Here is a 20,979-nt window from a genome sequence, read left to right on the forward strand (position 1 = left end):
GTGCTAAATTATTTAGCACTCATTTTTGCTTATTTCTATTGCACGCGTGGGACATTTGCGGTACGCTTTTAACACATTCTCGCGTTCGTTTTCTGGAATAAATTGTTGTCGAGCATGCGGCTCGTCTTTAAAAAGGACAATCCCATGATCATCATAATCAAATATATTGGGCGCATAAACTTGACAAAGTCCACAAGCAATACATTTTTCAGGAACTAAACGTGATTGCATAAACAGTGACACATCCTATCTAAAAGAGGTTTACTATGGAAGCAACTTTTATTTTAGCGTTATTATCTCATGGATACAAGGTACGTGCATCAACTTTGTATCATCTTTTAAAAGGCAAACGGACTAGTTCTGTTTTGATTTATGGTTTTTTATATGATTGTTTACGGTTCATTGGCTGGTGGCCAACGATTTCCGAACAAGCCTTTTTTCAATTTCTTGAAAAACTTTCGAAGGCGAAACAAATTCAGTATCACAAAGAGACAAATGAGATTCAACTAACAAAAGAAGGGCAACTATTTTTAAAGGAGCACCATTTTTCGTTGCTGGATTATCCTGCAATTGATCTTTATCGTTTTGGCAGAAGTGATCGAGAAAGTTGGCAACTCATTCAATTTGCCGTGCAAGTGACTTCGTATTTATCATTTGAGGAAAAACAGTATATTCCACTTTTATCAACACCGATTCCGCAACTATATTTGAAACGATGGTTACAACAAGACAAGAAAGAGCAGCGCGTTCAATCAATCAAAGAAGAACTGTTGCGAGGGTTTGAGTTACTACCTGAAGCAGAAAGCGACTATTTGGTTGCGCAACTTTCTGGTTATCAGCAAACTGGCAAAGTTCCTCAGCAATTAACAAGCCATAAGACAGTTCTTGAACAGCGTTTATGGCATACGCAAGCGGTTCATCATTTACTGCAGTTGATAATGTACGGAGGAAACTATCCTGCTTTACAAACGCTTGTATGGCCGTATCTAGAAAAAAATCTAAACCAAAGTATGCAAGAAACCCAACGATTGTTAACGGAAGGCAAGACGCTTCAAGAAATTGCTGAGCAGCGAAAAATAAAACCGAGTACCATTCATGACCATCTATTAGAGTTGGCTATTCAAGGGCAGCTGCAGGCGTCTGTTTATCTTGAAAAGGAGGCAATACTCCAAAACTTGGCTCAAACAGAACAAGATCCGCGGTTGTGGGTGTATCGGGATTGGCGAGCGCAAGAAGCGACGCTTTCTTATTTAGATTTTCGGTTATATCAAATCCAACAAATTTGGCAAAAAAAGGAGTGAGTGTTGTTGACATTAGAACAAGAATTATTCACTCGATTTGGTTACGCAGCGTTTAAGCCTGGTCAAAAAGAAGTGATTACAAACTTACTTGACGGTATGAATACATTGGCTGTTTTGCCAACAGGCACTGGCAAATCATTGTGTTATCAATTTGTGGGTCAGAAGTTAGAGGGGCTAACGGTAATTGTTTCTCCCTTACTTTCGTTAATGGAAGATCAGGTGCGTCAATTACAAAGACAAGGAATTAAAGGTGCGGTTGCCTTAAACAGTACGTTACAGTATTCAGAAAAGCGTTATATTTTAGCGAAAATGTTCCAATACGATTATCTGTTTTTAAGCCCAGAAATGCTTTTGCAGCAAGAAGTACTTAGTGTGTTACAACGCCAAAAAATTGCATTATTTGTGGTGGATGAAGCCCATTGTGTTTATCAGTGGGGCGTCGATTTTCGCCCTGAATATAGTAAATTAGATCTGGTCCAAAAACAGCTAGACTTTCCTTTGACCTTGGCGTTAACTGCCACAGCGACACCTGTTGTACAGCACGCAATTATAAAACAATTATTTTCTCATGGTAGCTATCAAGAAGTTCTTTCTTCAGTGAATCGAAAAAATATTGGCTTGTTCGTGAAGGAAACGTCAGAAAAAGAAGAAGTGTTACTAGATTACTTATCTAAAACGGCTGGTAAAATCATTATCTATTGCGCCACGCGCAACAAAACAGAACAAATCAGTCAACTTATTCAGGCAAAAACCAGTTTTAAGGTGGCCTATTATCATGGGGGCTTGGAGGCTAGTGAACGTAGTCGCTTGCAAGAACAATTTATTGATAATCAAATCGATATTCTTTGTGCAACGAATGCTTTTGGGATGGGGATCGACAAACCTGATGTTCGTGGAGTGATTCATTTTGATTTGCCTGATAGCTTAGAAAATTACCTGCAGGAAATCGGGCGAGCTGGACGTGATGGTCAAAAAAGTTGGGCGCTATTATTGTATAAAAAAGGGGATGAATTTATTCATCGGTTTTTCTTAGAAGAGACAAGAGCGAATCGAGCGACCTTAAAATCGCTGATTGAAGGAGAAGAACAAGCAGGTTTGTTAGAAAATGCCAACGAGTTACAACAAAAATGGGTCGAAGGCTATTTAGCCAAGGATTATTCTTTTGAAGAGCTAGAGCATCGTTTAGAGGAGAAAGAAAAAGATCGTCAAGCGCAATTAAGAGGGATGCTGACGTATATTGAAACCACAACCTGTCGAAGAACGTTGATTCAAACTTATTTTCAAGAACCGATTGTCAAACAATCACCGGAAACTTGTTGTGATAATTGTGCGTTATTCTTTGACATTTACCAAGATTCAATAGTAAAATCGAACAAGACCAGCAATCAAAATGAAGAAGATTGGCGTTCTAAATTTCTAAAATTATTTAAAGAACGTGATTAATTCATTTTTTTAGTCGGCAGTTGGCAAAAGCTATGATATAATAACAAGCGAGAGAAGTTTAGGAGGAAATTAGCAGTGAGTAAAAAGGACAAAAAGAAAAACCAAGCTCGTGAGCCATGGGAACAATCAATTTATGAACCTGATCAAAATGGTGGTGGTTCTCGTTTAGCAAAACGCCAACAGCAACGAGGAAATTCATTATTTCTAACTGTTTTAGTTATTTTGCTATTATTAATTATTGCCATTCCAATTGGGACTTTCTTATGGATGATGCAAGACAAGAAACCGAACGAAAGTGCTAGCAAAAATAGCCAGCCATCTTCTTCATTAGTCCAATCATCATCAAAAGAGAAGAAAAAAGAAAGTACGTCAAAATCAGTGGAAAGCTCAGAACCAGCAAGCAGCCAACCAGCTGAAAATACAACACCTTCAAGTTCAGATGCTGCTGCACAGCAACAACAGGACCAACAAGCACAACAACAGCAACAGCAACAACAAGAGCAGCAACAACAACAAGAAGCTCAAAATCAACAACAGCAACAAGCGCAGAACCAACAACCTGTTTATGATACCGTTCAAAGTGGCGAAGGGGCACGTCAAGTTGCCGAACGTAACGGAATGACATTAGAACAAATTTTAGCGTTAAATCCTGGGATTGATACATCTGTGTTTTATCCAGGACAACCATTACGTATTAAATAATCCAGAAAAAGAGGTTTGGACAGCACTTTCAAGGGCTAAACCGCGACGGATGATTACATGAGAATGCCAATAAGCAGAAATTTCCGAAAGATGTTTTGCGTCTTTCGAGGGATTTCGGCTTATTGCTTTTTCGTTAGAGACTCGTCATCAGTTTAAATCCAAGTTCTTTTCTTCTGATTTTAATATAAAAGAAGAAGCGCATTTTAAAGGATGCATATCAGTTAAGGAGTTTTTTCATGGGAAAAATCAGTATTGCTATTGACGGACCAGCTTCGTCAGGAAAAAGTACAGTTGCAAAAATTTTAGCAAAACAATTGAATTATGTGTATTGTGACACGGGTGCCATGTACCGAGCGATTACGTATCTGGCCTTGCAAAATCAAATCGACATTCAAGCGGAAGAGCCATTAGTAGCGCTTTGTGTCAACCACACTATTTCTTTTCAGCAAGCAGAGAATGGCCAACGTGTTTTTATCGACGGTCATGAAGTGACCGAAGCGATTCGCCAGCCAGATGTAACGAATGCTGTTTCAGCTGTTTCAAAACATGCAAAAGTTAGAGAAGAAATGGTGGCGTTACAACAGAAAATTGGTCAAGCCGGCGGAGTTGTCATGGATGGTCGAGATATTGGTACTGCAGTTTTACCAAAGGCCGAAGTAAAGATATTCTTGGTGGCTAGCGTTGAAGAACGTGCAGAACGTCGTTTTAAAGAAAATCAAGAAAAAGGGATTGAGACGGATTTTGAAACCTTGAAGGCGGAGATTGAACGTCGGGATTATTTAGATTCAACCAGAGAAGTATCACCCCTTGTCCAAGCAAGTGATGCTGTGAAAATCGATACAACAGGGTTGACGATTGAAGAAGTCGTCGCCGCCATACAAAATGTGATTAAACAAAAAGGTTTTGAACTTTTTTAAAGAATTTTAAGAAAAATAGAAGAAATCGCTTTATTTTTTTACAAAAATCTCGTACTATGTAAGTATATATAGCTAAGTTTTGGAATTTTTGTTGGCATAGGAGGATAAGAGGCATGACAGATTTTGAAGACAAACAAGTAGCAAACAACGAAACAATGGAAGATGCAATGAACAGCGTTCAAGAAGTCAGTGTTGGCGATATTGTTAAAGGCGAAGTTTTAGCCATTGAAGACAAACAAGTTGTTGTCGGCATTGAAGGAGCGGGCGTTGAAGGCGTTGTTCCTGCAAAGGAATTATCGACTTTACCAGTTGAAGATGTACACGAACTTGTGAAAGTCGGTGATGTGTTAGATTTAGTTGTTATCACATCAATTGGCAAAGATAAAGAAAACGGCAGTTATTTACTGTCAAAACGCCGTTTAGATGCTAAAAAAGTTTGGGAAGAAATTGAACAAGATTTCCAAGCGGGCAAAGTAATCGAAGCACCTGTTACAAATGTTGTTAAAGGTGGTTTGGTTGTTGATGTTGGTGTTCGCGGATTTGTTCCTGCCTCAATGGTTGAAGATCATTTTGTTGCAGATTTTTCTGAATATAAAGGTCAAACACTAGCATTTAAAATTATTGAAATCGAACCTTCAGAAAACCGCTTAATTCTTTCACATAAAGCAGTTGTTGAAGCTGAAAAAGAATCGAAAAAAGAAGAATTACTTTCTTCTTTACATGACGGAGACGTTGTTGAAGGGAAAGTAGCTCGTTTAACAGATTTCGGCGCATTCATTGATTTAGGTGGCGTGGATGGTTTAGTTCATGTTTCTGAAATTGCTCATCAGCATGTGGGCAAACCAAGTGATGCGTTAACTGTTGGCGAAGACGTTCAAGTAAAAATTCTTTCAATTAATCCAGAAGAAGGACGTATTTCTTTATCTATTAAAGAAACATTGCCTGGACCATGGACAGATATCGAAACAAAAGCAGCCGCTGGGACTGTTTTAGATGGCACAGTAAAACGCCTAACAAGCTTCGGTGCCTTTGTGGAAGTTTTCCCTGGTGTGGAAGGATTAGTGCATATTTCTCAAATTTCTCACAAGCACATTGCAACGCCTCATGAAGTCCTTCATGAAGGGGATCAAGTACAAGTGAAAGTTTTAGAAGTTAATCCAGAGGAACATCGTATTGCTTTAAGTATCAAAGCGTTAGAACCAAAACCTGAGTCTCAAGAAGAACCAAAAGAAGAACAGGAATATGAATTGCCTGAAGAAAATACTGGCTTTACCATGGGCGATATTTTAGGTGACGCTTTATCTGATGCGAAAGAAGAGGAATAACCCGTTACTTTCTTGAAATTTATGAGTTTGACATAGCCGTAAACAGATCGGCTATGTCAAACTCATTTTTTCTTGAATTGGTTAGAAAATCAGCAGAAACTAAAACTTTTCTTGCACTTTAAGGTTTGATTAGGTAAACTAGTAAGGATTGAAATTCTCAAGGAGGGAATCAAATGGCAAATCCAACTATTGCGATTGTCGGTAGACCGAATGTCGGTAAATCGACTATTTTTAACCGCATTGCCGGTGAGCGTATCTCGATTGTAGAAGATACTCCTGGCGTAACACGCGACCGTATTTATACAACTGGAGAATGGTTAGGGCGTGAATTTAGTATTATTGATACAGGTGGGATTGATTTAGGTGACGAACCATTTATGGATCAAATCAAACACCAAGCAGAAATTGCGATTGATGAAGCAGATGTGATTATCTTTGTTGCTAGTGGCCGTGAAGGAATTACTGATGCAGATGAGTTAGTAGCAAAAATTTTATATCGTAGTAATAAACCAGTGATCTTAGCTGTTAATAAAGTTGACAATCCTGAAATGCGTAATGATATTTATGAATTTTATGCTTTAGGACTAGGGGATCCTTTCCCAGTTTCTGGTAGTCATGGTTTAGGCATTGGCGATGTGTTAGACGAAGCAGTTAAACATTTTCCTAACACTTCAGAAGAAGAGGACGAAGATACAATTAAATTTAGTTTAATCGGGCGTCCAAATGTCGGTAAATCATCATTGATTAATGCTATTCTTGGTGAAGATCGTGTGATTGTTTCAGATATTGAAGGAACAACGCGAGATGCAATCGATACGTATTTTGAATCTGAAGAAGGTCAAAAGTTCTTAATGATTGATACAGCTGGTATGCGTAAACGTGGAAAAGTATACGAATCAACTGAAAAATATAGCGTCATGCGCGCAATGCGGGCGATTGAACGCTCAGACATTGTTTTAATGGTCTTGAATGCAGAAGAAGGTATTCGTGAGCAAGACAAGCGTGTGGCGGGCTATGCCCATGAAGCAGGTCGCGGTATTATTATCGTGGTCAACAAATGGGATACAGTCAAAAAAGATACAAATACAATGCGTGATTTTGAAGCGGAAATTCGTGATGAATTCCAATATTTAGATTATGCACCCATTATTTTTGTGTCTGCATTAACCAAACAACGTTTAAACAAACTGCCTGAACTAATTGAAACAGTAAGTATGAATCAAAACTTACGGATTCCTTCAGCGTTGTTAAATGACGTTGTAATGGATGCTGTAGCAATTAATCCAACACCAACCGATAAAGGAAAACGTTTGAAGATTTTTTATGCAACACAAGTGGCAGTCAAACCACCTACATTTGTTATTTTTGTCAACGAAGAAGAACTAATGCACTTTTCTTATGCCCGGTTTTTAGAAAATCAAATCAGAAAAGCATTTACGTTTGAGGGCACGCCGATTAAAATCATTCCGCGACGCCGAAAATAGTGCATTCTACCATACTTTTTTTAGATATTCAAATAAATTTATCAACTTTGAGAAAAAATGATTATTTTTTGAAAAAACTGGTTAAAATACACTAAAAACCTTGCTATTACAACTTTCTTATGCTATCTTGTTAACAGAATATTGAACCAGATCAATATTTGCTGTCTGTTTTTGGACCACTCAAAAATAGACGGAACTTTAGGTGTGTAAAAACATCGTATCTCTTATAGAGGAGGTGAAATGATCCATGGCAAATAAAGCAGAATTAATCGAAAACGTTGCATCTTCAACTGGTTTAACTAAAAAAGATGCTACTGCAGCAGTAGACGCTGTCTTTTCAACAATTCAAGAAACTCTTGCTAAAGGTGAAAAAGTTCAATTAATCGGTTTTGGTAACTTTGAAGTTCGCGAACGCGCAGCTCGTAAAGGACGTAACCCACAAACTGGACAAGAAATTCAAATCGCTGCAAGCAAAGTACCTGCATTCAAACCAGGTAAAGCATTGAAAGATGCAGTGAAATAAGACAGACAATTAGAACCCTTGGTTTCCAAGGGTTCTTTTTTGAATCATACATAAAAAATGTTATTTTAAGAGGTGGTCGAAACAGTACGCTAAAAGGCTAAATTGTAACGAACCTTAGGTGAGAAAAACGTGCTTCGCTCCGAGAATCAAGCGGGAACGGTTCGACACTCGCTCCTTGCTTTTTTGATAAAAAGAGAAAGATATATGAATGAAGGACAAAAATAAGTTGTTGCCAGTAGCTGTTTTTTAGTGGTTATGCTAGACTTGGGGTGAAGGAAGAGGAAACAGTCTTAAGGTGGTGAATCAATGAAATACAACTATTCTAGAGGGGAAAACAAGGTCGCTATTATTTATGGAGAAACATTTGCTTCCGTCCTAAAAAAACGACCAGTAACGACGGAGTCAATCGTTGTTTTGGCGAATCAGCGTTACTATGATCTTTTTTCGGAGAAGATTAATTATGCCTTTGGGGAACAGTTGGGATTAAACTGGTATATTTGTCGCAATGATGTTCATTGCAATGACTTATTAGAATTAGAAAGTGTGTTACGTTTCTTAGCTGATTGGCCAGAAAATCAGGATGTTTTATTGATCGGTTTAGGTAATGAAGGGGTACTACAATTAACCGCATTTTTGCACCAAGTAAGTAAGTGTTCCTCCAAATGTTGGCTGATGCCTGTGTCTGTTCAAGCGTTACGGCAAGGACTTTTACCAAGTGTCACAATTCAGCAAGCACAGCATGCAACTATGCATATAGAAAATCATTCAGAAAAAATTTTGTTTGATAGTACCTTGACCAATAAAAAAGGTGCCGCTCCTTTAATTGATTTGCTCGTTTTTATTCGAGCGGGTCTTGTCTGTGATTATGCTTATTTACAAATGCTATACCAAACGTATCCAGATAAAAAACGGTTGAATCAAACGTCATTTAATGGTATTTTAGACGAGTTGTTATCTTTTTATGAACAAGCAGGGGAAAAAGTGGATCAATTTGGCCGAGTTTTTGAAGTGGCCTTTGCTACAACCGAAAATGGCCATTTGTTATCAGGTCCCATGAAACGATTATTGGGATTGTTGTTACAAGTTTTATGGAGCCAGCAAGTCAATCACTTTGACTTTCAATTTAAAAATTTTATCGTTTGGTTTATTCGCTTAGGTTTTCCGGTGGCGTTTCCAAAAGAAATTTTAAGTGCTGATTACGCAGAACAAGTCTTGACTCACACAGAAACACTAGGTCCTCCTATGGTGTTGGAAAAAATCGGTCAACTAGGAGCAGCTTTAAAGCCAACGCCCGATCAACTGTTAACAACGATTGAAAGATACCAAGAAATTTTAAAAGAGATTTGAGGGGAAATTATGTCATATAGTGAAAAAATGGTTCAAGCATTACAAGCTGAAAATTTAGCAGAAGCACAGTTGATGTTTGAAGAAGCATTAAAGAAAGATGATGAAAATACCTTAGCTGATTTAGGGGAAACGTTATTATCTTTAGGTTTTCTAGAAGAAGCCAAACAAATTTTCCAACAGTTGTTGGAACAATTTCCCGATGCAGATGGCTTAAACATTCCATTAGCAGAAATCGCCATTGAAAATAATGAAATAGATGATGCATTCATCTATTTAGAAAAAATTCCAGAAACTAGTGACAGTTATGTCCAAAGCCTCTTAGTTACTGCGGATTTGTACCAAGTTTTAGGGATTCCAGAAGTCAGTGAAGCGAAATTAAAAGAAGCAGCCAATCTTATGCCAGAAGAGCCGTTAATTCAATTTGCTTTGGGAGAACTATATTTTACAAATGGACAATTTGTCGAGGCTATCACTCGTTATCAAAGCATTGTAGAAAGTGGGACAGCGCAAATCTCTGCTATTTCCTTGAATGAACGCTTAGGAAGTAGTTACAGCATGTTAGGTGATTTTGAAGAAGCAGTTCCTTATTTGGAAGCCGCAGTCAAAGAAGAACAAACAGACGATCGTTTATTCCAGTTAGCTTTCACTTATTTACAGCTACATGAGAATCAAAAAGCCATTGCATTGTTCCAGCAATTAAAAACACTAAACCCACATTATCAATCACTTTATCTATATTTAGCGGAAGCGCTCCAAGAAGAAGAGCAATTAGATGAAGCAAAAGCGGTGATCGAAGAAGGAATTGCGGAAAACCCCTTCCAAGTAGAGTTATACCAATTTGCCTCTGAAAATGCCTATCGCTTACACGATATTGCTGGTGCTGAAAACTGGTTGTTAAAAGCTTTGGAATTAGGTGAGAAAACAGATGAAAGTCGTTTGACCTTAAGTAATCTCTACATCACGGAAGAGCGTTTTGAGGAAGTAATTACTATCTTAAATGATTTAGAGGAAACGGATCATCCTTATGCTGAATGGAACTTAGCAAAAGCGTACAACGAATTAGAAGACTTTGCCGTCGCTAAAGTTCATTATGAACAAGCAGCGCAAGAATTGTCTCACGAACCAGAATTTCTAAAAGAATACGCATTGTTCTTACGAGAAGAAGGCGAACTTGAAAAAGCAAAACACTTGTTATACCACTATTTGGAACATGAACCTGGTGATGTCGACATGCAATCTGTGCTAGCAGATATGGAAGAAAGATAGGAAACGACGATGTTTGTTAGTTTATCAGAAAAGAAAAAATTTTTAACTTGGTTAGTTAATACCGTGCCTTTTGGAAGAAGAGAAGTACTGTGGATTTTAAATTACTTATTAACGCATGATGCGATTTTAAATAATGTTCATTTTGTTGAGAACGTAGAGAAAACCGATCGGGGGATCCGTGTGGTAGCGGATGGTTTAGGTAAGGAGCCGTTATTGCTTTTTATCCAAGCACAAGAATTTACAGATCCGGAACAAATTTTTCATGAGATTCGGATGAATTGGCGGAAAGCTCTTTATTTAGAATGTGTATTTCCAGAGGCTTGGCAAACGAGCCAGTATTTATCTGTTTTAGAAGACAATCCGTTTGCGCCATGGAATGAACAAGTGGATCAGGAAGTTGCCAGAGCGATTGATCAATACTTTAAGCAAGAAGAACAAACGCAACGAATGGCATTACTTAAAGCTCAAATTGATGATGCTTTAGAAACAGGCAACAAAGAAGCGTTTTTAGAATTATCCGATGAATTAAATCGTTTGAAGCAACAATAAATAAAACCCAGCATTTTCAATAAATGCTGGGTTTTATTTATTGTTTTAATTTAAAGCGCCGTTGTTTGCTGGGTTTTGCATAAGTAAAGCCTTCGCCAATTGCTTCATGTACGTTAATGATGGACACAAAGGCTTTTTCATCTATTTCATTAGCAATCCTTTTGACCTCCATTATTTCTCGAGGACTGACTACCGTGTAGAGAACCCGTTTTTCCACTTGTGAATAAGCACCTTCACCATTTAAATATGTTACCCCGCGTTCTAAAGAAGCCATTAAACTTTGACCGATTTCTTCGGAATGATTGGAAACAATTAAAATTCCTTTCGCAGCATAGGCTCCATCGAGTACAGAATCAACAACACGACTGAAAACAAAGGACACAATTAAAGTATACATCATTCGTTTGACATCAATATAGGTCAACGAGAGGAGTAAGACTGCAACATCAAAAAGTAACAACGAGCGGCCCATGCTAATCCCAAAGTATTTTTCGAAAATGCGGGCAATGACGTCGGTCCCACCAGTGGTTCCGCCTACGCGGTAAACAAGGCCACTACCGAATCCTGCGGCCAAACCAGCTAAGAGAGCAGCAATCAATAAATCATGATCTAAATTAATTTCAACAGGAAATTTTTGCCAAAACCACAAAAATACCGATAACGACACGGTACCAATTAGCGTATAATAGAGGGAACGTTTGCCTAAAATTTTACCACCAATTAATAAGAGCGGAATATTGATTAATAATGTCGTATATGCTGGGTTAAAATGAAATAAGGCCCTTAAAATCAAAGTAATCCCCGTGACACCACCTTCGGCCAGGTCATTGGCAATATTGAAAGTAACCAAACCAAAGGCATAGATACAGCTTCCTAATACAATAAATAACACATCTTTAAAATAAAATCTTTGTTCTTCCATTTAATCACGTCCTTTTACAGTATAAACTGTATCATTCTCTATATAAAACAACAAGTAGAACCTTTCCAGATAGCCAAGTTTTTGATAAGATGTAGGAGGTAGAGTAAGAAAGGTTGGGGTAAAATGTCAGAATCAGAACAACGTAGTTTGCAATCGATGCAAACAGAAGTTGATGATTATATTCAACAGTTTAAAACAGGCTATTTTTCACCATTAGGACAAATGGCTCGTTTGACGGAAGAGGTCGGAGAATTAGCCCGTGAAGTCAATCATTATTATGGTGAAAAACAGAAAAAAGCAGACGAAAAACCAAAGACAGTATCAGAGGAACTTGGAGATGTCTTTTTTGTATTGATTAGCATGGCAAATTCTTTAGAGATTGATTTAACCGAAGTTTTTGAAGAAAATATGGCCAAATTTAACAAGCGGGATCGCTATCGCTTTGAAAGAAAGGATGGGAAAACACATGATTAAAATAATTGTCGCCGGGTTTAAAGGACGGATGGGCAGTACTGCTACACAAATGGTCTTAGAAACCGCAGACTTTGAATTAGTAGGTGTGTATGATCCTCATGAAGCACAAGAAACTGTTTCTTTCAATGATGAAACAGCAATTCCCGTTTTTCAACGCTTAGAAGAAGTCCTAGCTGTCAAACCAGATGTTTGGATTGATTTTACGGTTCCTGAAGCCGCCTATCCAAATACGCGTTTTGCGTTGGAACACGGTATGGCGCCAGTTGTTGGGACGACAGGCTTTACGGAGGAACAAATCAACGAATTGACAAACCTATCTCGAGAAAAAGCCATCGGCGGCTTAATTGCGCCAAACTTTGCAATTGGGGCAGTTTTAATGATGCAATTTGCCCAAAAAGCGGCGCAGTATTTTCCAGATGTGGAAATCATTGAATTACATCATGATAACAAATTGGATGCACCGAGTGGAACGGCTATAAAAACTGCAGAAATGATTCAAGAAGTTCGGCCAGCAAAAAAACAAGGGAATCCGCAAGAGGTAGAATCAATACCAGGGGCACGCGGGGCTGATTTCGAGGGTCTGCGAATCCATAGTGTCCGCTTACCTGGTTTAGTGGCACACCAACAAGTCCAATTTGGCAGTGTAGGTGAAGGGCTCACTATTCGGCATGATTCTTATGATCGGCGTTCCTTCATGACAGGAGTAGCGTTAGCTTGTCGGCAAGTGGTACAGAGAACAGAACTACTTTACGGATTGGAACAGATGCTATGAAATTGACAACTATTCCAAACGAATTTAAAGAAGCCGCTCCCGTTATTCGTGAAATCAATGCACAGGGCTTTGAAGCGTATTTTGTCGGGGGCAGTGTCCGTGATGCTTTATTAAATAAACCAATCCATGATGTCGATATTGCGACAAGTGCCTATCCAGAAGAAATTAAGCAAATTTTTAAACGAACCGTTGATGTGGGTATCGAACATGGTACAGTCCTTGTATTGATGGAAGACCAACAGTATGAAGTAACAACCTTTCGTACCGAGTCAACTTATCAAGACTTTCGTCGACCAGATGAAGTCACCTTTGTTCGCTCCTTGAAAGAAGACTTAAAACGGCGAGATTTTACGATTAATGCCTTGGCACTTGACAGCACAGGCGAAATCATTGATTTGTTTGATGGTATCGAAGATTTAACTAATCAAACCATTCGTGCAGTCGGTAATCCCCATGAGCGGTTTCATGAAGATGCTCTGCGGATGATGCGGAGCTTACGCTTTGCTAGCCAATTAGATTTTAAAATTGAAGAAAAAACCTTAGCCGCTATCGCTGAATTTCATCCTTTATTAGAAAAAATTTCAGTAGAACGCATTACGATTGAATTTGTAAAAATGCTTTTAGGGGTTAATCGACAAGGTGGCTTAGCTCCGTTTATTGAAACAGAATGCTATCAATACTGTCCAAAATTACGAGAACAAGGGGCTGGACTTTTTCGTTTAATGGACTTGCCTGCTCGTCAAATTGAAACAGAAGCAGAAGCGTGGACGTTACTTATCCAATCGTTGAATTTACCAGAAGCAGAAATTCGCTCCTTCTTAAAGGCTTGGAAACTTTCAAATCAATTAATTCAAAACGTTTCACAATTAGTACGCGGTTTGCGTTTTCGCTTGAGTAACGACTGGCAGCCAATGATGCTTTATGAATTAGGCGAAGAATCAGCAGTACTTGTTGAAAGGCTTTTATATTATTACCAACAAGACAGTCAAGTACAAGTAACAAAAGAGTTAGTTAAGGCATTACCCATCCATCAAAGACATGAATTGGCCATCACAGGAAAAGACCTTTTAGCCGTCTTAGAAGAAACACCAGGCAAATGGTTAGGGGAACTGATTGCTGAAATCGAGCAACACGTTGTTGAAGGTAGCTTAGAGAATAAACAAGAAGTTCTGCTTTCGTTTGCCAAAAAACAACGTTCAAAAGGAGAGAAAGCATAATGCCAACAGAAATGTTTACAAAAGAATTTTTGGTGAAAGAATCACAAACGGCTAAAATGCTCGGTTCTGGTGACTTAGAAGTTTTAGGAACCCCTGCTTTAGCTGCCATGATTGAACAAACAGCCAAAGAAGCTGTGAAGGACCAATTATCAGTTGGGGAAACAACTGTCGGAACGGTGTTAGAATTGCGCCACTTATATCCATCCGCGGTAGGGGCGACAATCGTTGTTACGATGACCAGCATTGAACAGACTGCACACAAAATACGCTATGAATTTGTTGCTTATGAAGGAGAACGACAAATTGCCAAAGGTTCTCACCAACGTGCAGTAGTTGAGATTGATTCTTTTTTAAAAAGAATAACAAAAGATTAAGAATCTACAGCGAAAGTTTGTGACCGTTTATCAAAAGTATGGTAAACTAATAATGTAAGAAATTATTTTTAAGTAAGGAGATTTGTGCTATGGCTAGAGAAATGACAGGACTTAAATTTTATTTCAGAAATGGTGAAACTTGGACGATTGATCGTCGTTTTATTGGTGATTTATGGATCAAACATATTACAACAAGTTTTGGCCGTATCCATGGTAGTGAATTTGTTGAAATTCATCCATGTGAAGGGTTCAAAATTGAAATTTTCCAAGAAGGAGATCATGTTCAAACCCACGATATTAACTTAGGTGGCTTAGAATTAGGGATGTTCTCTCGTGCTTTAAAATATGAAGATATCGAACGTATGGAAATTCTTTACAAAAATGGCACACCAGATTTAGTTTATTTCCCTTACAAAGATAAAACAGATGAGGGCTTGGATAACATCTATCAATCTACAAAAGTCAGCGAAAAAACTAAAAACTTATACATTGTTATCGACCCAACACAAACAGTTGATGATGTATACGCTGAAGAATTAAAATAATTTTTGCTCCACAGGAATCAGTGAAATGACTGGTTCCTGTGGCTTTTTTCAGTCTTTTGACGAATAAAATAACATTGGTTTTAATGGAATAGTCGAAAAAATAAGCGAATAAGTGTTGACACATGTTTTTTCTAGCGGTATACTGTTAACAATTCTTAATTAAATCAGTTTTGGAGTGATTCTTATGACAACAACGAAGAAAAACCATACACAACTGAATAACTTTTACTTTAGCTATTTTAGATAGGTTTGTATTCATAACATTATGGGTACAGACAACAAACGTTTGTATCTATAATGGCTAGGGAAATTTAAGATGACTTTCAGCCATGTAGATTTAAGAAAATCTATAGTGGCTTTTATATTGCTTTTTTGTAGGGTATTCACTGTAGATTTTTCTTAAAATTTACTGTGAATATCCTTTTTGTTTGGCCAAAAATTAGGATTTCAGAAACTTACTAAAAAAATTTCGTAAAGGAGCACACAGGATGAAAGAAATAACTGGAGCTACTCGTTTAGCTGGGTTATTCGCGAAACCCAGCCGACACAGTATTTCACCGTTGATTCATAATACAGCATTTCAAAATTTAGGAGTTGATGCTCGGTATCTGGCGTTTGACGTTGGACAAGAGACATTGCCACAAGCAATTGAAGCGATTCGAACGTTTCACATGTTAGGGGCCAACTTATCAATGCCCAATAAAGTGGCGGCTGTAAGTTATATGGATGAACTAAGTCCTACCGCCCAACTGGTTGGCGCGATTAATACGATTGTCAACAAAGATGGAAAACTTTACGGAGACAGCACGGATGGTACTGGTTTTATGTGGAGTTTGAAAGAGAAAAAGGTTGACGTTTTTCAGAATAAAATGACCATCTTAGGAACAGGTGGTGCAGCCTTATCAATCATTGCCCAAGCTGCTTTAGATGGCGTGAAAGAAATCGCCGTTTACAACAGGAAAAGCGCGGGCTTTAACGACAGTCAAAAAAAACTGGCAAATTTCACTGAACGAACCAACTGTGTAATCCATTTAAATGATTTAGCGGATACTGAAAAACTAGCAAAAGATGTTGCTGAAAGCGTCTTGTTAGTTAATGCAACGAGTGTGGGTATGCATCCACATGCGCATAGTAGTCCTATAGAAAATTATGCAATGATTCAACCGAAGTTATTTGTGTATGATGCTATTTATAATCCCAGAGAAACACAGTTATTAAAAGAAGCCCGTTTACGTGGCGCAGAAACAAGCAACGGCTTGGACATGCTACTTTATCAAGGCGCTGTTGCTTTTGAACAATGGACAGGACAAAAAATGCCTGTATCAGTCGTAAAACGTAAAATTGAAAATAGATAAAAAGAGCGCCGTTTAAAGGCATGAGGAGAGAATATAATGATCGTAATTATGAAAGAAAATGCAACCGAAAAGCAAATGAAACAAGTCATTGATTTAGTAACAGGTGCAGGCTTAACTACTCAAACAAGTCAAGATAATGGAAAAACAGTGATAGGCTTGATTGGTGATACAGAAAAATTAGTTGAAGCAGAGTTAACAGCATTAGAAGGCGTGGAGAAAAGTGTCCGCATTTCGTTGTCATACAAACTAACGAGTCGTTTATTTCATCCAGAGAATACAGTGGTTGATGTGAACGGTGTTAAAATCGGTGACGGCAGTATGACCATGATGGCGGGCCCTTGTTCAATCGAAAGCTTAGATCAGATTCGTGAATGTGCGCGAATTGCTAAAGCTGGCGGTGCAACAATTTTACGAGGTGGTGCATTCAAACCTAGAACGTCGCCATACGCTTTCCAAGGACTAGAAGAAGAAGGACTAAAATACATTCGCCAAGCGGCTGATGAATTAGATATGCAAGTCATTACAGAAGTGATGGATGAAGCGAATTTAGAACTTGTCGCAAAATACAGTGACATTTTACAAATCGGTGCGCGCAACATGCAAAATTTCAAGTTATTACAAGCGGTTGGTAAAACTGGAAAACCTATTGGCTTAAAACGCGGGATTGCTGGTACGATTGATGAATGGCTAAACGCAGCTGAATACATTGCTGCGCAAGGAAATTTCAATGTGATCTTCATTGAACGTGGGATTCGTACGTACGAAACCGCTACGCGCAATACACTTGATTTAAGTGCGGTGCCTTTAATTAAAAAATTAAGTCATTTTCCAATTATTGTTGATCCGAGTCATGGTGTTGGTATCTGGGATTTAGTACCGCCAATGGCCCGAGCAGGTGTTGCTTCAGGTGCGGACGGCTTGATTGTAGAAATTCACCCAGATCCAGCGAATGCGTGGTCAGATGGGCCACAATCCTTGAATGAAAAAACTTACCTACGTATGATGAAAGAAGTTCATATCATCGAAAAAGCAATGAAAGAAATTAATGCTTTAGAAGATTAGTAAAGACAGAGGAGTAGAGGACATGAAATTAACCGTAACGTTACCTACACATTCATATGATTTAACCATCGAAACAGGTGCCTTAGATAAAATTGGCACCTGGGTACGTAGCCTGTGGCAGCCACAACGGGTAGCGATTATTACCGATGAAACGGTGAATAAATTATATGGCGCAGCTGTTGAGAAAGAATTGCAAGCTGCTGGTTTTGAAACATCATTGATTGCTGTAGCGGCAGGTGAACAAAGTAAGAGCCTCGAAATAGCTCAACTGCTTTATGATTTTTTAGCGGAACAGCAATTGACTCGAAGTGATGGTCTAATTGCTTTAGGTGGAGGCGTTGTGGGAGATCTAGCTGGATTTGTCGCTTCAACCTATATGCGCGGTATTCACTTTTTGCAAGTACCAACAACCTTACTGGCACAAGTAGATAGTAGCATTGGAGGTAAAACAGCGGTTAATACTAAAAAAGCCAAAAATCTTGTCGGTACTTTTGCCCAACCAGATGGGGTTTTAATTGATCCTAATACACTTAAAACATTAGAACCTAGACGTGTGCGTGAAGGAATTGCAGAAATTGTAAAATCAGCAGCTATCGCTGATGTTGAATTGTGGCACCGTTTATCCTCTTTGGAAAATGAACAAGATTTAGTGGCACATGCAGAAGAAATTATCACGGCCTGTTGCAAGATTAAACGTGATGTCGTCGAAGAAGATGAATTAGATTTGGGCTTACGTTTGATTCTGAATTTTGGGCATACGATCGGCCACGCATTAGAAAATACAGCTGGTTACGGGGTGATTGCTCACGGTGAAGGCGTTTCTTTAGGAATGATTCAAATAACTCAAGTCGCAGAACAACAAGGGCTTTCCCCACTTGGGATTACCCAAGAGTTGGTCACCATGCTAGAAAAGTTCCATTTACCAGTAACCACAGATCGTTGGTCAGAAGAACGTCTCTATCAAGCAATTACACATGATAAAAAAACACGTGGGGGACAGATTAAAATCATTGTCTTAGAAAAAATTGGTCAAGCGAAAATTGTCTCTTTACCAACGGAAGAAATTCGAGCATTTTTAAACAGAGAAGGAGGAATTTAAGATGCGCTTTATTACAGCAGGCGAATCACATGGACCTGAATTAACTGCTATTATTGAAGGCTTACCAGCCGGCTTGCCTTTAAGTAGCGAAGAGATTAACCGAGAATTAGCAAGACGTCAAGGCGGTTACGGTCGTGGGGGACGGATGAAAATTGAAAAAGACCAAGTACGTATTACTTCGGGTATTCGGCATGGTAAAACACTTGGCTCACCAGTAACGTTGATTGTCGAAAACAAAGACTGGAAAAATTGGACCTCCGTGATGTCAGTAGAGCCAGTTCCTGAAAAACAAAAGAAAATCCGCCGCGTCAGCAAACCACGTCCAGGACATGCTGATTTAGTCGGTGGCATGAAATATCAACATGATGATTTACGGAATGTTTTAGAACGGTCTTCGGCACGAGAAACAACGATGCGTGTGGCGATTGGTGCGGTTGCTAAAAAACTCTTAGCTGAACTGGATATCCAAGTCGCTGGGCATGTCGCGGTATTAGGCGGGATTGAAGCTACGATTCCTGAAAATTTAACGATCCGTGAAATTCAAGAACGGTCTGAACAATCTGCCGTTCGCGTATTAGATCCTTCCGTAGAAGAAAAAATGAAAGAACTAATTGACCAAACCAAGAAAAATGGCGATACAATTGGTGGGGTAGTAGAAGTACTTGTGGGTGGCGTTCCAGCTGGCTTAGGTAGCTATGTTCAATGGGATCGTAAACTAGATGCCAAAATTGCGCAAGCTGTTGTAAGCATCAATGCTTTTAAAGGTGCTGAGTTTGGCATTGGATTTGAAATGGCGCAACGCCCTGGTAGTCAAGTGATGGACGAGATTGTTTGGGACGAAAGTACTGGTTATACCAGAACTTCCAACAATTTAGGCGGTTTTGAAGGAGGAATGACCAATGGAATGCCAATCATCGTTCGTGGTGTCATGAAACCTATTCCAACCCTTTATAAACCATTACAAAGCGTGAATATTGATACAAAAGAGCCTTATAAGGCCAGTGTTGAGCGCTCTGATAGCACGGCGGTACCGGCCGCTAGCGTTGTTTGTGAAGCCGTTGTTGCAACGGAAGTAGCGAAGGCTATGCTCGAAAAATTTGATAGTGACTCATTTGAACAAATGAAAGAAGCAGTGAAACGTTATCGTCTATATACTCAAAACTTTTAATGAAAGAAAGTCGCAAGTATATGGAGGGAAAAAATGAAGAAACGTATTTTAATCGTAGGATTAGGGCTAATCGGGAGTTCACTGGCTTTGTGTATCAAAAAAGGACATCCCAGCAGTGAGATTATCGGTTTCGATAATCAAGCGGAGGCAACTGAATTTGCTAAGAAAACGGGTCTAATTGATGAGATAGCTGAATCTTTAACAAGTGGGGCAAGACGAGCAGAGATTATTTTTCTTTGTTCCCCAGTTAAAGCAACTTTAGTACAACTAGAAGAATTAAACCAATTATCACTAGAAACAGCTCTGATCACAGATGTGGGTAGTACCAAGATGGAAATTAATCAGTTAGCAACAAAGCTTAACATGAAAAATTTTATTGGTGGTCATCCAATGGCTGGTTCACATAAATCCGGCGTAACAGCCGCTGATGAACGTTTGTTTGAAAATGCCTACTATATTTTTACCGATGACCATGGCGAAAAAAACAAACAGATTCAGGAGTTACAAACGTTACTAAAAGGAACGCATGCGAAGTTTATTACGATGCCTGCACAGGAACATGATGAAATTACTGGTGCTCTAAGTCACTTGCCACATATTGTTGCCGCAGCGTTAGTGAACGAAAGTCAGCAACTGAATACCACTTACCCTAGAGCGCAGCAGCTAGCGGCTGGAGGATTCAGAGATATTACTCGAATTGCTTCCTCTGATGCAACGATGTGGACGGATATTTTATTAAGCAATCGCTTAGTATTATTGGACTTACTAGAAAATTGGCAAAAAGAGATGACTACTGTTTGCCAATGGTTAACAGAAAAAAATGCCCCAGCTATTCGTAATTTTTTTGATAAGGCCAAAGAAACACGTGCTCAGTTGCCCATTCATAAAGAAGGCGCAATCCCAGCTTTCTATGATCTGTTTGTTGATGTACCAGATCAACCAGGAATCATTGCTGAAATTACGCAAATTTTAGGCGAAGCGGACCTTTCTCTTACAAATATTAAAATTTTAGAAACGAGAGAAGAAATCTATGGGATTCTTCAATTGTCTTTTAAAAATCAATCAGACTGCCAAGCTGCAAAACAAATTTTATCTAAAAAAACGAACTATACGTGTTACGAAAAATAAGAGGTG

General features: G+C 38.8%; 22 protein-coding genes. 20 read left to right on the forward strand and 2 right to left on the reverse strand.

Features of this window, described 5'->3' with window-relative positions; all coding sequences use genetic code 11:
* Window positions 1-12 precede the first annotated feature (12 nt).
* On the reverse strand, window positions 13-231 hold the full coding sequence (locus tag IGL13_RS06195) for a ferredoxin (protein WP_002357617.1): 219 nt from the start codon (window positions 229-231) through the stop codon (window positions 13-15).
* 35 nt (window positions 232-266) lie between these two features.
* On the opposite strand from IGL13_RS06195, the gene IGL13_RS06200 reads away from it, so the two are divergent.
* The 10 genes from IGL13_RS06200 to IGL13_RS06245 all read left to right on the forward strand — a co-directional run bounded on the left by IGL13_RS06200 (window position 267) and on the right by IGL13_RS06245 (window position 10,857).
* Window positions 267-1,301 (forward strand): helix-turn-helix domain-containing protein, encoded by a 1,035-nt coding sequence (locus tag IGL13_RS06200; RefSeq protein ID WP_002378295.1) that lies wholly within the window; start codon window positions 267-269, stop codon window positions 1,299-1,301.
* Entirely contained in the window at window positions 1,302-2,744 is a 1,443-nt protein-coding gene (locus IGL13_RS06205; protein ID WP_194180161.1) for a RecQ family ATP-dependent DNA helicase, read from the forward strand. It begins immediately after the preceding gene.
* Window positions 2,745-2,819: 75 nt separating this feature from the next.
* Complete coding sequence (locus IGL13_RS06210) at window positions 2,820-3,446, forward strand: LysM peptidoglycan-binding domain-containing protein (protein ID WP_002360346.1); 627 nt, start codon at window positions 2,820-2,822, stop codon at window positions 3,444-3,446.
* A gap of 236 nt (window positions 3,447-3,682) precedes the next feature.
* Complete coding sequence (gene cmk, locus IGL13_RS06215) at window positions 3,683-4,363, forward strand: (d)CMP kinase (RefSeq protein WP_002357612.1); 681 nt, start codon at window positions 3,683-3,685, stop codon at window positions 4,361-4,363.
* Window positions 4,364-4,476: 113 nt separating this feature from the next.
* Complete coding sequence (rpsA, locus tag IGL13_RS06220) at window positions 4,477-5,688, forward strand: 30S ribosomal protein S1 (RefSeq protein ID WP_002360341.1); 1,212 nt, start codon at window positions 4,477-4,479, stop codon at window positions 5,686-5,688.
* Between the two features lie 173 nt (window positions 5,689-5,861).
* Window positions 5,862-7,172, forward strand: coding sequence for a ribosome biogenesis GTPase Der (gene der / locus IGL13_RS06225; protein ID WP_002357608.1), 1,311 nt, complete (start codon window positions 5,862-5,864; stop codon window positions 7,170-7,172).
* Between the two features lie 247 nt (window positions 7,173-7,419).
* On the forward strand, window positions 7,420-7,695 hold the full coding sequence (locus IGL13_RS06230; RefSeq protein WP_002357604.1) for an HU family DNA-binding protein: 276 nt from the start codon (window positions 7,420-7,422) through the stop codon (window positions 7,693-7,695).
* Between the two features lie 306 nt (window positions 7,696-8,001).
* Window positions 8,002-9,042, forward strand: a complete 1,041-nt coding sequence (locus IGL13_RS06235) for a hypothetical protein (protein WP_002401502.1) — start codon at window positions 8,002-8,004, stop codon at window positions 9,040-9,042.
* A gap of 9 nt (window positions 9,043-9,051) precedes the next feature.
* Window positions 9,052-10,308 (forward strand): tetratricopeptide repeat protein, encoded by a 1,257-nt coding sequence (locus IGL13_RS06240; protein WP_002378289.1) that lies wholly within the window; start codon window positions 9,052-9,054, stop codon window positions 10,306-10,308.
* 9 nt (window positions 10,309-10,317) lie between these two features.
* Window positions 10,318-10,857 (forward strand): ReoY family proteolytic degradation factor, encoded by a 540-nt coding sequence (locus IGL13_RS06245; protein WP_002360333.1) that lies wholly within the window; start codon window positions 10,318-10,320, stop codon window positions 10,855-10,857.
* Between the two features lie 37 nt (window positions 10,858-10,894).
* Here IGL13_RS06245 and IGL13_RS06250 read toward each other — a convergent pair whose 3' ends face one another.
* On the reverse strand, window positions 10,895-11,779 hold the full coding sequence (locus IGL13_RS06250) for a YitT family protein (protein ID WP_002357595.1): 885 nt from the start codon (window positions 11,777-11,779) through the stop codon (window positions 10,895-10,897).
* A gap of 123 nt (window positions 11,780-11,902) precedes the next feature.
* Here IGL13_RS06250 and IGL13_RS06255 point away from each other — a divergent pair, with 123 nt between their 5' ends.
* The 10 genes from IGL13_RS06255 to IGL13_RS06300 all read left to right on the forward strand — a co-directional run bounded on the left by IGL13_RS06255 (window position 11,903) and on the right by IGL13_RS06300 (window position 20,973).
* Window positions 11,903-12,253: a nucleotide pyrophosphohydrolase gene (locus IGL13_RS06255; protein ID WP_002363944.1), complete on the forward strand. Its 351-nt coding sequence runs from the start codon at window positions 11,903-11,905 to the stop codon at window positions 12,251-12,253.
* Complete coding sequence (gene dapB, locus IGL13_RS06260) at window positions 12,246-13,025, forward strand: 4-hydroxy-tetrahydrodipicolinate reductase (RefSeq protein ID WP_002357591.1); 780 nt, start codon at window positions 12,246-12,248, stop codon at window positions 13,023-13,025. Before IGL13_RS06255 ends, dapB begins: the two co-directional genes overlap by 8 nt.
* On the forward strand, window positions 13,022-14,242 hold the full coding sequence (locus IGL13_RS06265) for a CCA tRNA nucleotidyltransferase (protein WP_002378288.1): 1,221 nt from the start codon (window positions 13,022-13,024) through the stop codon (window positions 14,240-14,242). The genes dapB and IGL13_RS06265 overlap by 4 nt, the downstream gene beginning before the upstream one ends.
* Window positions 14,242-14,616: a thioesterase family protein gene (locus IGL13_RS06270; protein ID WP_002361804.1), complete on the forward strand. Its 375-nt coding sequence runs from the start codon at window positions 14,242-14,244 to the stop codon at window positions 14,614-14,616. Before IGL13_RS06265 ends, IGL13_RS06270 begins: the two co-directional genes overlap by 1 nt.
* Before the next feature lie 89 nt (window positions 14,617-14,705).
* Complete coding sequence (locus tag IGL13_RS06275) at window positions 14,706-15,161, forward strand: hypothetical protein (protein ID WP_002357586.1); 456 nt, start codon at window positions 14,706-14,708, stop codon at window positions 15,159-15,161.
* Window positions 15,162-15,649: 488 nt separating this feature from the next.
* Window positions 15,650-16,516: a shikimate dehydrogenase gene (gene aroE, locus IGL13_RS06280; protein ID WP_002378286.1), complete on the forward strand. Its 867-nt coding sequence runs from the start codon at window positions 15,650-15,652 to the stop codon at window positions 16,514-16,516.
* Window positions 16,517-16,552: 36 nt separating this feature from the next.
* Complete coding sequence (aroF, locus tag IGL13_RS06285; RefSeq protein WP_002363948.1) at window positions 16,553-17,578, forward strand: 3-deoxy-7-phosphoheptulonate synthase; 1,026 nt, start codon at window positions 16,553-16,555, stop codon at window positions 17,576-17,578.
* Window positions 17,579-17,600: 22 nt separating this feature from the next.
* Window positions 17,601-18,677 (forward strand): 3-dehydroquinate synthase, encoded by a 1,077-nt coding sequence (gene aroB, locus IGL13_RS06290; RefSeq protein ID WP_002378285.1) that lies wholly within the window; start codon window positions 17,601-17,603, stop codon window positions 18,675-18,677.
* 1 nt (window position 18,678) lies between these two features.
* The gene (aroC, locus tag IGL13_RS06295; RefSeq protein ID WP_002357582.1) at window positions 18,679-19,845 is read left to right on the forward strand and encodes a chorismate synthase; all 1,167 of its coding nucleotides are present in this window, start codon (window positions 18,679-18,681) and stop codon (window positions 19,843-19,845) included.
* Between the two features lie 33 nt (window positions 19,846-19,878).
* Window positions 19,879-20,973, forward strand: coding sequence for a prephenate dehydrogenase (locus tag IGL13_RS06300; RefSeq protein WP_002378284.1), 1,095 nt, complete (start codon window positions 19,879-19,881; stop codon window positions 20,971-20,973).
* Window positions 20,974-20,979 lie beyond the last annotated feature (6 nt).

It is taken from the genome of Enterococcus sp. DIV1937 (assembly GCF_050535975.1).
Taxonomy (GTDB): domain Bacteria; phylum Bacillota; class Bacilli; order Lactobacillales; family Enterococcaceae; genus Enterococcus; species Enterococcus faecalis.